The 12,997-nt window shown below is 63.4% G+C and carries 12 protein-coding genes; 5 read left to right on the forward strand and 7 right to left on the reverse strand.

The window, feature by feature from the left end:
• Window position 1 precedes the first annotated feature (1 nt).
• The 7 genes from EJ070_RS35420 to tssH all read right to left on the reverse strand — a co-directional run bounded on the left by EJ070_RS35420 (window position 2) and on the right by tssH (window position 8,166).
• Window positions 2-973 carry a branched-chain amino acid ABC transporter permease gene (locus tag EJ070_RS35420; RefSeq protein WP_189350744.1) on the reverse strand — a complete coding sequence of 324 codons (972 nt, stop codon included), beginning with the start codon at window positions 971-973 and terminating at the stop codon, window positions 2-4.
• 22 nt (window positions 974-995) lie between these two features.
• Window positions 996-1,862 carry a branched-chain amino acid ABC transporter permease gene (locus EJ070_RS35425; protein WP_126095497.1) on the reverse strand — a complete coding sequence of 289 codons (867 nt, stop codon included), beginning with the start codon at window positions 1,860-1,862 and terminating at the stop codon, window positions 996-998.
• Window positions 1,863-1,943: 81 nt separating this feature from the next.
• Window positions 1,944-3,146, reverse strand: coding sequence for an ABC transporter substrate-binding protein (locus EJ070_RS35430; protein ID WP_126095498.1), 1,203 nt, complete (start codon window positions 3,144-3,146; stop codon window positions 1,944-1,946).
• Between the two features lie 282 nt (window positions 3,147-3,428).
• Window positions 3,429-3,704, reverse strand: a complete 276-nt coding sequence (locus EJ070_RS35435) for a hypothetical protein (RefSeq protein WP_126095499.1) — start codon at window positions 3,702-3,704, stop codon at window positions 3,429-3,431.
• 197 nt (window positions 3,705-3,901) lie between these two features.
• A complete protein-coding gene (locus tag EJ070_RS35440; protein WP_245464981.1) occupies window positions 3,902-4,699 on the reverse strand; it encodes a sigma-70 family RNA polymerase sigma factor in 798 nt (265 codons plus the stop codon).
• Between the two features lie 59 nt (window positions 4,700-4,758).
• Window positions 4,759-5,247: a carboxymuconolactone decarboxylase family protein gene (locus EJ070_RS35445; protein ID WP_126095501.1), complete on the reverse strand. Its 489-nt coding sequence runs from the start codon at window positions 5,245-5,247 to the stop codon at window positions 4,759-4,761.
• A 90-nt stretch (window positions 5,248-5,337) separates the two neighbouring features.
• Window positions 5,338-8,166 carry a type VI secretion system ATPase TssH gene (tssH, locus tag EJ070_RS35450; RefSeq protein ID WP_126095502.1) on the reverse strand — a complete coding sequence of 943 codons (2,829 nt, stop codon included), beginning with the start codon at window positions 8,164-8,166 and terminating at the stop codon, window positions 5,338-5,340.
• 331 nt (window positions 8,167-8,497) lie between these two features.
• Here tssH and tssA point away from each other — a divergent pair, with 331 nt between their 5' ends.
• The 5 genes from tssA to tssE are packed head-to-tail and all read left to right on the forward strand — an operon-like array spanning window position 8,498 to window position 12,997.
• Window positions 8,498-9,700 carry a type VI secretion system protein TssA gene (gene tssA, locus EJ070_RS35455; protein WP_126095503.1) on the forward strand — a complete coding sequence of 401 codons (1,203 nt, stop codon included), beginning with the start codon at window positions 8,498-8,500 and terminating at the stop codon, window positions 9,698-9,700.
• Between the two features lie 5 nt (window positions 9,701-9,705).
• Window positions 9,706-10,242 carry a type VI secretion system contractile sheath small subunit gene (tssB, locus tag EJ070_RS35460; RefSeq protein ID WP_126095504.1) on the forward strand — a complete coding sequence of 179 codons (537 nt, stop codon included), beginning with the start codon at window positions 9,706-9,708 and terminating at the stop codon, window positions 10,240-10,242.
• A gap of 3 nt (window positions 10,243-10,245) precedes the next feature.
• Window positions 10,246-11,751 (forward strand): type VI secretion system contractile sheath large subunit, encoded by a 1,506-nt coding sequence (tssC, locus tag EJ070_RS35465; RefSeq protein ID WP_126095505.1) that lies wholly within the window; start codon window positions 10,246-10,248, stop codon window positions 11,749-11,751.
• A gap of 48 nt (window positions 11,752-11,799) precedes the next feature.
• Window positions 11,800-12,255: an Hcp family type VI secretion system effector gene (locus EJ070_RS35470; RefSeq protein WP_126095506.1), complete on the forward strand. Its 456-nt coding sequence runs from the start codon at window positions 11,800-11,802 to the stop codon at window positions 12,253-12,255.
• Window positions 12,242-12,997: a type VI secretion system baseplate subunit TssE gene (gene tssE / locus EJ070_RS35475; RefSeq protein WP_126096038.1), complete on the forward strand. Its 756-nt coding sequence runs from the start codon at window positions 12,242-12,244 to the stop codon at window positions 12,995-12,997. The genes EJ070_RS35470 and tssE overlap by 14 nt, the downstream gene beginning before the upstream one ends.

A 12,997-nucleotide genomic window follows, 5' to 3' on the forward strand; every position in this document is an offset into this window, starting at 1 on the left:
CTCAACTCTTCCGGCTCGGGAGGGCGAGGCTGAGCAGTCCATTGGGTAAGACAAGCATCAGCACGATCATCAGGCCCGAGTAGATCAGGAGCTGGAACTCGCCGGTCTGGAAGAGCAGGTCCCAGCCGAAATAGAGCACCAGCGTGCCGAGCATCGGCCCGAACACGTAGCCAAGACCGCCGAGGAAACAATTCAGCATGAAGTTGACGGAATCGGTGACGGTGAAACTCGACGGATAGATCGATTGCGAGATGGCGGCGAAGATGGCGCCGGCAACACCGCCAAAAAAGGACGACACCGCATAGGCGATGACGCGCAGATAGGCGATGTTGACGCCGATGGACGAGGCCAGCTCCTCGTTTTGCTGCAGCGATTGGCAGAGCTTGCCGATACGCGAATGAACCAGCCGGTACATCACCGCGAAGCAGACCACCATGAGCGTGACCGCCAGCAGGTAGAAGGCCAGGCGGGGATTCTGCAACGTGGCGAAATCGGGAATGATGGTGAGGCCGAAGACCGAGAGCGCGCCGGGCAGCGGGATGCTGACGATGCCCTTGGCGCCGTTGGTGATCGGCAGTGCCAACGCCAGGAGCCGCGCGACCTCGGTCAGCGTCAGCGTCACCATGGCGAAGTAGACCCCGCGCAGGCGCAGGATCGGCAGGCCGATGAGCACGCTTGCTGCCGCGCAGAACAGGCCCGCGACCGGCAGCGTCGGCCAGAACGACCAGCCGTGGTTCATTACGAGGATGGCCGACACATAGCCGCCCATCAGCGCGTAGGCGCCCTGGCCGATATTGATCCGGCCGATATAGAAGGTGAGCCACACGCCGGCGCTGGCGATGCTGAGCAGCGCCACGGAGGTAAGCGTGTAATAGAGGTCGGTGCGGCCGCTCGCCGCGATCAGAACCGGCACGGCGAAAAAGACGATCGCCAGGAAGACAGCGACCGAGGCGATCTTCACGCTGAGCATCATGGCAGGATGCGTCATGGCACGATCAACCCCACGGCTTGCCCATCAACCCGTTGGGGCGGATCGACAGGAACACCATCAGCGCAGCAAAGATGGCGAGGTAGGTGACGTCGCCATACTGACGCAACACGGTAAGGCCGATCGACTCCATCATGCCGAGAATGAAGCCACCGGCGATGGCGCCGCCCACGACGCCGGCGCCCCCGATCATCACCATCAGGAAGGCCTTGATCGAGATCGGCCCGCCGATGCCGGAATTGACGCCGGTAATTGTGACCAGCAGGCCGCCGACGATGCCGGCCAGCATGGCGCCCATGGCAAAGCCGATCATCGAATAGCGATCGACCTTGACACCCATCAATTGCGCGGCGACGCGATCCTGGGCCAACGCCCGCATGGCTCGCCCGACCCGGCTGTACTGCATGTAGAGGACGAAGGCCGCGATGAAGATCAAAGCGAGGGCGCCGACGACCAGACGGTCGTAAGGCATGATGATGCCGCCCTCGTTGAAAACGCCTTTGACGATCTTGGGAACGCCGCGCTGCTTCTCACCGAACAACAGCAGGATGACCGCGTCGAAAAAGAAGGCTGTCGCCGCGGCGAGCAGCATCGTGCTTTCCTCGCGCAGGCTGCGCCTGATGACGGTGCGGAAGAGGAATTTCTCCATCAGCGCGCCGATCACGGCGAGCGTCACACCGGACGCCAGCAGCGCCACGACGAAAGGCAGGCCGAGCTGGCCGTAGATGGTGTAGGTGATGAACCCGCCCAAAACGTACATCTGCCCGTGGGCGAAATTGAGCACGTTCATCAGGGCGAAGATCAGGGTGAGGCCCAGCGCGATCAGCGCATACTGGGCACCGAGATACAATCCGTTGGCGATAACCTGTTCCATGGATACCTTCGATCTTCCGCGGGGTCCGAGCATCGCCCGGACCCCCGGCATTCGGGAGGAAGTAACCTTAGGAACCTGACCCTAGTCGACGGAACCGACGAACAGGGTCTGGAAAGCACCGTCCTTATATTCGTTGACCACCATCGGCACGGCGAGCTGGCGCTTCTGGCCGAACGAGGTCGAGCCGACATAGCTCAGCTTGGCGTCGCCCTTCAGGAAAGGGTTGGGCGCCGAAAAGGTGTCCATGGTCTTCTTGAATTCCGCGACGTCGTTGATTGCCGCCGGATTGGCCTTCAGCGTGTCGAGGATGTATTCCAGCGCGTAGACCTTGGTGTTGGACTCGTCGTTGTACTCGCCGAACATCTTGGTGTAGCGGGCGACGAACTCCTTCATCTCATCCGAGGCGATCTCCGGCGTCGAGGCGCCGCCGACGGAGATGAAGCCATTGGCGTATTCGCCGGCGCCCTCTTCCAGAACCTTGGCGTCCTGCGCCGTCTCGGTCGAGATCAGGCCTTCGAAGCCGAGCTCGCGGGCGGCGCGGATGAGCAGCGGCGCGTTGGCGGGCGCCACGCCGGACAGCACCAGCAGGTCGGGCTTCAGCGCGACGATCGGCGTCAGCACCGGCGTGAAGTCGCGGGTGTCGTTCTGGTAAGTGTCGTTCTGGGCGACGACGTCGAGCCCGAGCGCCTTGGCCGCCTCGACACCGCTGTCACGCTGGCTGAGCGGGTCGGATTCGTTCGCGGCGACAAAGGCGATCGTCTTCACGCCCTTGTTTTCCTTGAGATATTTGTAGATCGCCGGGCCTGACTGGTAGTTGGCGATCATGCCGAGCACGGCGTTCGAGGCCGGCTTCTGGTAAAGGGCTTTCGGGAAGGCATAGGGGAAATAAATGATGCCGTTGGCCTCGGCGACGGGGCGCACCGCGGCGGCGCCGTCATCGACATTCGGCCCGACGACATAGTGGATGCCTTCCTGCGCCATCTTCTCCATGCCGGCGATGGCGCGCTTGGGATCCTTCTGGTCGTCGAAGGTGACGATGTTGATTTTGTAAGTGTCGTCGCCGATCTTGACGCCGCCTTTTTCGTTGAGCCAGGCGGCGCGCGTCTGCATCGAGCGCACGTTCGACGTGCCCCAGGCGGCGGCGGGACCGCTGGTAACGCCTACGAAGCCGATCTTCAGCTCCTTGTTTTCAGCCTGCGCGGACGGGATGCCGACAGCGGCAATGGCCAAGGTCGAGACGGCGCAAAGCACCATCGATTTCAGAGTCGAGCGTCGATTGATCATCTGCAGTTCCCCTTCTGGTTATCGCGCTTGTGTTTTGCTCATTGGCTGCGCGGATCGCTTAAAGGGAAACCGGCTGCGGCAGATTGTCAACATCTTTCTTTATTATTGTATACAATGCTTGGGCCGAATGTGTGCGATGGTTTGAGACCTGCACGGAAGCAATCGCTGACGGCAACTGGCTCGCCTACCGGTCGGTGAACCAAAAAAGGGAGCGGCAAAGCAGAAGCGGTCGCGACCGATCGGCCGGGTGGCCACGCGAAACGAAAGACTGGTGTGGGTGGCCTATTTTCCGCAGTGATGGTCGTTGATCTTGTTCAGCGCGTTCGCGTCCGGCCCCGTCCGGTGGTAGGAACAGGCGCCCGCCGCCGTGGTTACCAACATGGCGTCATAGTAGCGCGGTCCGCCGAACAGGATGTCGATGAGGTCGCCTTCGGCGGGAACGTAGCGCTCACGCTCGACCGGGCGATGATGGTGCCGGTCGCCGGCGAATGCCGGGGCGGATACGGCAACGGCCGTGGCCAAAACGAGAGCGGAGATCGCAAGGCTTTTCGTCTTCATCGGCAGCAACCCTTTTGGCCATCTGGTACCCAAGCATATAGAGGAACAAAGGTTCCGTCAGCAGCCTTACAGATGGCAATCAGGGTGCGGTTGCTAAAGCGCGTCGCGATCTTTCAGATTCGCTTCGTGCGCTTTAGGTTTTTGATTTTACGCATGTCTTGGTCCCGAAACCGGTTCCCACTTTCGGGAGACATGCTTTAGTGCAGATGCCTCAACTTGTCGGGATTGCGCATCACATAGATCGCGGCGATCTTGCCCTCCTCGATGTCGAGCGCCGTCGTCTGCAGCTCGCCGTCGGCCTCAAGGGTGACGAAACCGGGCAACCCGTTGACGAAGCCAAAGCGGACAAGCTCAGAGCGGTTTTCCTGAAGCCAGGCGACGACGGTCGCGTATTGCTTCATGACGGCGTCGAAGCCAAAGACCGGCTCTATCGCCGCCGGACGCTTGCCGCCGCCGTCGGCGTGGGCGCTAACGTCGGCGCTCAACATTGCGCCGAGCGCCTTCATGTCGCCGCTGCGCGAGGCGTTGAAGAAGGCTTCCGCAAGCTCCAGGCCGCGCTCCTTCTCGACCTTGAAACGCGGTCGCCCCTCCCGGACATGGCTGCGGGCGCGGGCGGCGAGCTGACGGCACGCAGCAGGGTCGCGCTCGATCTCAGCCGCAACCTCCTCGAATTGCAGCCCGAACACGTCGTGCAGCAGGAAGGCTGCCCGCTCGAGCGGCGACAGGCGCTCCAGCGCCAGCATCAGTGGCAAGGTGACGTCATCCGGTTCGTCGTCTTCGACAACGGGATCGGGAAGCCAGGAGCCGACATAGGTTTCGCGCTGGTGGCGCGCGGATTTGAGCTGGTCGAGGCAGAGGCGGGTGACCGTGCGGCGCAGGAACGCCTCGGGCTCACGCACCTCGGCGCGGTCGGCCCCCATCCAGCGGACGAAAGCCTCCTGCACCATGTCCTCGGCGTCGGCCACCGAGCCCAGCATGCGGTAGGCGACCCGCATGAGCTTCGGGCGCAGCGGTTCGAATTCCGCCGCCGCGCCCTTTGATGCCGGCTCCGCCGTCAAGCGGCGGCCGCCTTGTTGGAAGCCTTCGCATTGGCGGCTTTCAGGGCCGCCGGATCGACGAAGCCGCCGAAGCCGACCGCGATGCGGTTCCAGCCATTGATGATGTTGATCATCAGGGTGAGCTTCACCCGCTCCTCCTCAGTGAAATGGTCCTTCAGCGCCTCGTAAGCGGCCTCATGCGTATGGCCTTCGCTGATGCGCGTCAGCGCCTCTGTCCAGCCAAGCGCCGCGCGCTCGCGGTCGGTATAGCACGGCGCCTCGCGCCAGGCCGCCAGCAGGTAGACGCGCTGCTCGGTCTCTCCGCGTTCGCGGGCGTAGGTGGTGTGCAAATTGATGCAGTTGGCGCAGCCGTTGATCTGGGAGGAACGTATCTCGATGAGCTCGGCGAGAGCCGGATCGAGGCTGGACGCGATAGCAAGCGAGGCGCGATGCCATTCCTTCATCAGCGAAGGCGCGGCGGCAAGGGGGTCAAGTCTGGCAGTCATGGTCGGTTCCTTTCGTTGGTTCCGACCTCAAGACGAGCGAGGCTCCGCCCAATGTGACATGGCGCCGAATTTTTTTGCGCCCCAAGCCCGCTACTCGAAGGAGTAGGTGAACCCTTCCGCCGATGCGCCGACGGTGACCTTCGTCATCTTCGCGCCCTCGAGCGAGCGGTTGAGCACGCCGCGGCTGAGCTCCGGCAGCAGCGTGTTGGTGAGGATGGCGTCGATCATGCGGCCGCCGGATTCGATCTCGGTGCAGCGCGCCTTGACCAGGTCCATGACGCCGTCGCCAATCACCAGCTCGGCGTCGTTGGTCGCCCTGAGGCGCCTGGCGATCTTGGCGAACTGGTGACGGGTGATCGCCTCGATCATCGAATCCGACAGCGGATAGTAGGGAATGGTCACCACCCGACCCAGGAATGCCGCCGGAAATACTTTCAGCAGTGGCGTGCGCAACGCGGTGTCGAGATCGTCGATCCCGGTCCGCACCGTGCCATTCTTCGTGCGGTCCATGATGACGTCGGAGCCGACATTGGAGGTGAGCAGGATCAGCGTGTTCTTGAAATCGATGCGCCGGCCCTCGCTGTCGTCCATCATGCCCTTGTCGAAGACCTGGAAGAAAATCTCGTGCACGTCGGGATGGGCCTTCTCGACCTCGTCGAGCAGGATCACCGAATAGGGTTTGCGGCGCACCGCCTCGGTCAGGATGCCGCCCTTGCCGTAGCCGACATAGCCGGGCGGCGCGCCCTTCAACGTCGAGACCGTATGCGCTTCCTGGAACTCGGACATGTTGATCGAGATCAGGTTCTGCTCGCCGCCATAGAGCGTCTCGGCCAGCGCCAGCGCGGTTTCGGTCTTGCCGACGCCCGAGGGGCCGCAAAGCAGGAACACGCCCACGGGCTTTTCCGGCGCGCCGAGGCCGGCGCGGCTGGTCTGCACGCGCTTGGCGATCATCTCCATCGCATGGTCCTGGCCGACCACGCGCTCGGACAAAGTGGCCGCAAGCCTGAGGGCTTTTTCGGTCTGGCTGGACAGCATGCGTCCGGTCGGGATGCCGGTCCAGTCCTGCACGACGGCCGCGACCGCATTGCGGTCGACCGACGGCAGGATCAGCGGCGTCTCGCCCTGCGCGGCGGCGAGCTCCGCCATCAATTCGCGCAGCCGCGCGAGGTCGGCGGCGGCTTCATCCGCCGGTTCGGCAGAAGCTGCTTCGGCCTTCGCAGCCTTTGCCCCCTTGGCCTTCGAGGCCTTGGCTTTCTGTGGCTTGCTCTCGGCAGCCTTGCTCTCGCCAATCTGGCTCTCGGGGGCCTTTTGCTCAGGCGCCTTTGCTGCCGCGTCGGCGCTCTCCGTTTCCGCAGCAGTCGCGGCGTCGTCGAGCGGCACGCCCTCGCCGCGCAATTTGGCGCGCAGGTCGAGAATCTCGGCCACCAGAGCTTTTTCCCGGTCCCAGCGCGCCTGAGCGGCGGCAAGCGTGGTCTCGGTTTCCGCCAGCCCAACGTCGACGCGGGCCTGCCGGTCGGCGACCTCGATGCCGATCGCCGCCTCACGGCCGATGATACCGCGCTCGACCTCCAGCGCCTGGCGGCGGCGCAGAATATCCTCGACCTCGGCCGGCGTCGCATGCTGCGAAATGGCGACGCGGGCACAGGCGGTGTCGAGCAGGCTGACCGCCTTGTCCGGCAGTTGCCGCGCCGGGATGTAGCGGTGAGAGAGCGCAACCGCCGCCTCGATCGCCTCGTCCAGGATCTGCACCTTGTGATGCTGCTCCAACACGCCGGCGACACCGCGCAGCATCAGCACAGCCACCGCTTCCGAAGGCTCCTCGATCTTGACCACCTGGAAGCGACGCGTCAGCGCCGGATCCTTCTCGATATGCTGCTTGTATTCGGCCCAGGTCGTGGCCGCGATGGTGCGCAGCTCGCCGCGCGCCAGCGCCGGCTTCAGGAGATTGGCCGCGTCGCCGGTGCCCGCCGCGCCGCCGGCGCCGATCAGCGTATGCGCCTCGTCGATGAACAGGATGATCGGCGTCTCGGACGCCTGGACCTCGTCGATGACCGCCTTCAGCCGCTTCTCGAACTCGCCCTTGACGCTGGCGCCCGCCTGCATCAGCCCGACATCGAGCATGCGCACGCTGACGTTCTGCAGCGTCGGCGGCACATCGCCCTGCGCAATGCGCAGCGCAAAACCTTCGACCACCGCCGTCTTGCCGACGCCGGCCTCGCCGGTCAGGATCGGATTGTTTTGCCGGCGTCGCATCAGGATATCGACGATCTGGCGGATCTCCGGATCGCGGCCGACGACCGGATCGATCTTGCCGTCGCGGGCGCGCTGGGTGAGGTCGGTGGCGTATTTGGCCAGAGCCGAATCCCCGCCCGGACCGCGCTTCATCGGCGTTTCGGCGGCGGCTGCGGCGGGAGCTGAGCCGGCTTCGAGCGAGCCTTCGGTGACATCGGCGAAGCGGGAAACGACACCATCGGCGTCGATCTTGTCGAACTCGGCGCTGATCTTCGACACCAGGCCTTCCAGCACCGGCGTCTTCAGACAGGCAAGCAGGATATGGGCGCTGCGCACCTCTTCGACGCCGAATTCCAGCGTTGCCAGGTTCCAGCCTTCCTGGATGGCGTGGAAGATGTGGTCGGAGAATTCCTCCACCGAGGTGGCGCCATAGGGCAGCTTGTCGATGGCGCGGGTCATGTCCGCTGACAGACGACTGGCATCCACGCCGGCATCGGCAAGGATCATCTGCACGTCCGAGCGCTCCGACAGCACCAGTTGCTGAATGAAATGGACGAGCTCGACATAGGGATTGCCGCGCAACTTGGCCGTGTCGGCCGCGGCCTTGAAGGCGCGCACCCCCGTGGCGTTGAGCTTTGCGACCAGTTCCTTACGCTTGAAGCTCTGCGATGACCGGCGCTGTTCCATTGAACCTGCTCCCGAAATCTGCCGACCGTACCCTGCCATATAAGCGGCTACTTGACAAAGCCATGTGACGGGCAAGGCGCGTGGATATGTGCGGGCGGCACCGCCCTGTTACAAAAGTCTTGCATACACGTGCAACAAACACCGGATCGCCGTCCGGGCTATGCGAGCCATTTCACATACCGGGCCCGGCAATCGCGCAATGGGTTTCGCCGAAGAAAACGGTCGCGTTTAGCATCCGTTAGTTTTTGAGCAGCTGCTCAATTGTCGTGGCGCGAGGCCAGTGATAACGTTACGTCACATAGGGTCTCAGGGCCGCTGGCTGGGGGTTAGTGTGATTAATCTCGCACTCTGGCTGAATCCTCTGAACGGTGAGAATCCGTCGGGTGAGGATTTGCGCAACGACCCGGCCTTCCACGAGCTGGAGCGCCTCACCGAGCCGCTACTCAAAGTTGTCCATGACGGCATCAACAAGCCGACTTCGCAATCAACGCCGGTCGACTGGGCCGCTGTCCTCGACAAGGCGGAAGAGCTTCGCTCCCGCGGCCGGGATCTGCGCCTTTTGGTCATCGTCGCGCGCGCTCTCGCCAACGAAGAGGGACTGGCCGGTCTCGCCCAGGGCCTGAAGCTGATTGCCAGCACCTTCGACCAGTATTGGGAGACGATGCATCCGGCATTGCGGCCGAACGCGACGCCGCGCGACGCCGCCCTGCGCCGCATCAATGCATTGCTTGATCTTCAGAACAGCCAGGGAGGCCTGCTGGCGAACCTTCGCGAGACGATCTTCTTCTCGCCGCGTCAGGTCGGGCCCATCAGCGGACGCGATCTGGAGCAGGGCGCGCTCGACGAGCGCGTCATGCTGCAGGAAGCGGCTTCCGGGCTGGGCGCTTCCGAAAAGGCGGCGCTGGCGACGGCTCACAGCCAACTCCTGAACCGGGTGCGCAGCGGCTGCGCGGCACAGATCGATCAGGCCGGCGACGCGATGACCTCGCTGCTCGCCGACGCCCGGGCGGCGATCGCCGCGCTCGACGAAGTCGACACCGCCCTCAACAAGCGTATCGAAGGCAACGGCCCCACTGTCCCGGAATTGAAACGGTTCCTGCAGCGTTTGCTGACGACGCTGGAGCGGAATTCGGCCGTCGGCACTGCTGCGAATGGGGCCGCAAAGCCCTCCGCGCAGCCGACGGGACCGGCAGCACCGGCCGGAAACGGTCACGGAGCCCAAGGGATGGGGGCCGAAGCGATGGGAGCCGAAGCGATGGCAAGTGCGGCAAGCTATGCGGAACCCGGCGCCGGGCTGCCCGACCGGATCACCTCGCGCGACGACGTCGTCAAATGCCTCGACCTCGTCGTCGCCTTCTATGACCGCACGGAGCCGTCGAGCCCGATACCGCATCTCGCCCGCCGCGTGCGCCGCATGGTGCACATGGATTTCGTGGAACTGATGGAAGATCTCGCCCCGTCGGGGCTGAAGGAATTCCGGCTGCTTGCCGGTGTTCCCGATCCCAAGAAGCCGGCCCAGAAGGATGAAAGGTAACAAGCATGCCAGCAGAAAGCAAAGCGAAGGTCATCGAAAGAAACCGCGCGCCGCGCGTGCAGATCGCCTACGACGTCGAAACCTACGGCAGCCCGACGACGATCGAACTGCCGTTCGTCATGGCCGTGATGGCCGATCTTTCCGGCGCCTCACAGACCAAGGATGCGGTGAAGTCGGTCCTGGACCGCAAGCTCGTCGAAACCGACGCCAACCGCTTCCCCAAATTCATGGAAGCCATGGGGCCGCGCGTGAAGGCGCGGGTGAAGAACACGCTGCCGCAAGCCGAGGGAGCCGAACGCGACGAGGAGCTCGCGGTCGATCTCACCTTCTCGAAGATCGGCGATTTCGCGCCCGACAAGATCGCCGAACAGGTCCCGCAACTGGCCGAGATCCTCAAGATGCGCCGCCAGCTCGAGGAACTGCTCGGCTTCATGGACGGCCGCGTCGATGCCGAGAAACGCATCGCGCAGCTTCTGAACAACGAGCCGCTGCTGAGCAAGATCGCCGACCAGGCGATATCCGACGGCAAGGGCGAGGAGTAAGTCATGGCTGAACAGCAAAAGACCGCAGCCGCCACCGCCGAGGCGGAAGCGATAGACCTAGGCGAATTCAGCGGACTCCTTGAAAAGGATTTCAAGGTCAAGAAAGACGACAGTGAAAAGCTGCAGCAACTGGTGCGCAACCTGGCTTTGGCCGCGCAGTCGCGCTCCGAGACCACGACGATCTCGTCCAACGCGATCAAGTCGATCAAGTCGCTGATCGCCGGCATCGACAAGATGCTGACGACGCAGGTCAACGAGATCCTGCACGCGCCGGAAGTGCGGGAGATGGAGGGCACCTGGCGCGGCCTCTGGTATCTCGTCAACAACACCGAGACGGATACCAAGCTCAAGATCCGGGTGATGAACATCTCCAAGGAGCAACTGGCCGACACGCTCGAAGACTATGAAGGCCAGATGTGGGATCAAAGTCCGATCTTCAAGAAGGTCTACACGGACGAGTATTCGATGCTGGGCGGCGAGCCGATCGGCTGCATCATCGGCGCCTACGAATTCTCGAACCATCCGCGCGACGTCGGCCTGCTGCGCAACATTTCGGGCATCTGCGCCTCCGCGCACACGCCCTTCATCGCCGCTGCCTCGCCGCGCCTGTTCCGCATGGACAGCTGGCAGGAACTGCCGAACCCGCAGGACCTGCAGATGATCGTGAACAACCCGGCCTACGCCTCGTGGCAGTCGCTGCGCGAGAGCGAGGACGCCCGCTATATTGGGCTCACCATGCCGCGCGTGCTGGCACGTCTGCCCTACGGCACCGAGACCGTTCCAGTGAAGGGGTTCACGTTCGAGGAGGAAGTGGGTGGCGACCACAACAAATATGTCTGGATGAACGCCGCCTTCCCGATGGGCGTCAACATCAACCGCAGCCACAAGCTCTTTGGCTGGGGCACGCAGATCCGTGGCGTCGAGAACGGCGGCACGGTGCTCAACCTGCCGGTGCACGCCTTCCCGACCGACGACGGATCGATCGCGATGAAATGCCCGACCGAGGTCGCCATCGACGACCGGCGCGAGGCGGAACTGGCCAAGCTCGGCCTGATGCCGATCCTGCACCGGAAGAACACCGACCTTGCCGCCTTCATCGGCGCGCATTCGCTGCAGGACGACGAAACCCGCGCCGGCCGTCTGGTCGATCCCGACGCGCAGTCGAACGAGCGGCTGTCAGCCAACCTGCCCTATCTTTTCCCGGTGTCCCGTTTCGCGCACTACCTCAAGGCGATTGCGCGCGACAAGATCGGCTCGTTCAAGGAACGCACCGATATGCAGATCTGGTTGACCGAATGGATCAACCGGTACGTGCTGGCCAACCCTGCCTTCGCCGACGACAAGGCGCGCGCCAAGCGCCCGCTGGCCGCGGCCGAGGTTCAAGTCGACAGCGTCGAAGGCCGGCCCGGTTACTACAATGCCCGTTTCTATCTGCGTCCGCACTACCAGCTGGAAGGCATCAACGCCTCGCTCCGGCTGGTGTCGGAACTGCCGTCAGTGAAGGGCTGAAATGCAGCAAAGTCATCTTGTTTCGTTTGAAAGCGGTGGAGAAAGACAATGCCAGTGAAGATCGATGGTTTTTTGAAAGTTCCGGATATCAAGGGCCCCAGCAAGCGTGACGGCCATGAAGACGAGATCGAAGTCCACGGCGTCGACTACAAGATGGTAGCTCCGTACGACCCGAATTCGCTCTCGCGGCGCGGCCGTGTCTCGATGGGAATGATCAAATTCACCAAGCATTACGACAAGTCGTCGCCGTACCTGAAGAAGGCGCTGTTCGAAAACAAGGCGCTCGACGAAGTGGTGTTTTCGGCCCGCCGCACGATCGACGGCGAGACCAGCGACTACCTGGTCGTGACGCTCACCGATGCCTCGATCATGGAATACGACATGCGGCAGGCGGAGGATGAGGCCGACCTGATCGAGGAAGACGTCAGCTTCGCCTACAAGAAGATCAAGTTCGTCTACGACAAGGACGACGAGATCGAAATGGATGTCTATGTCGGCAAGTGAGGCCAGGCGGCCCGGCGCGAACAAGGCGCATCTGGCCGGCAGTTCGCGGGCAAAGCGCGAGGCGGTCCAGCCCTCTCTCTGGGACCGCCTCATCAACGATCTGCCCGGCCTGACCTCGGAGATAGAGGGGCTGCGCCGACAGTTGCAGGAGGAGCTCGGCGCCGAGCGCGTCGAGGCTCTTCTTGCCGGCAGCGCGCGCGCCGTCGATGCCGATGCGGAACTGACGCCGGACCAGAAGCGGCGCCTGCACCGTCTGGTCTTCCAGTCCGAGCACCGCGCCGAGATCGAAAGCCGCGGCGTGGTGGTGTCGGCGCGGGTGCTCAGGGAAGCCGTCCGGCGCGACATCGAGGCCTTGTTCAACACCGAACGTTTCGAATCCGTTCCGATGCTTTCCGATGCCGAGCACGAACAGCCATTGGACGAACTGCCGCCGCTCGCCGATTTCCCGGAGGTGCGGCGCAGCGTGGTCAACTATGGCGTGCCGTCCTTCTCCGGCCGCTCGTCGAGGGACTTCGACCGCGATACTTTGGCGCGCGAGATCCGCGCGGTGCTTGCCACCTTCGAGCCGCGTCTCAAGGAAAGCGCAACGACGGTCAATGTCACCCTCGGCGACAAGAGCGTCGGCCTGAAGATCGAGATCGACGCCGTGCTTATCATGACGCCGACGCCGGAACGCATGCGGCTGCGCACCACGATCAATCTCGACAACGGCCTGGCGCGAACCGAATTTAGGGAGACCTGA

The organism is Mesorhizobium sp. M1E.F.Ca.ET.045.02.1.1 (assembly GCF_003952485.1).
Lineage (GTDB): Bacteria > Pseudomonadota > Alphaproteobacteria > Rhizobiales > Rhizobiaceae > Mesorhizobium.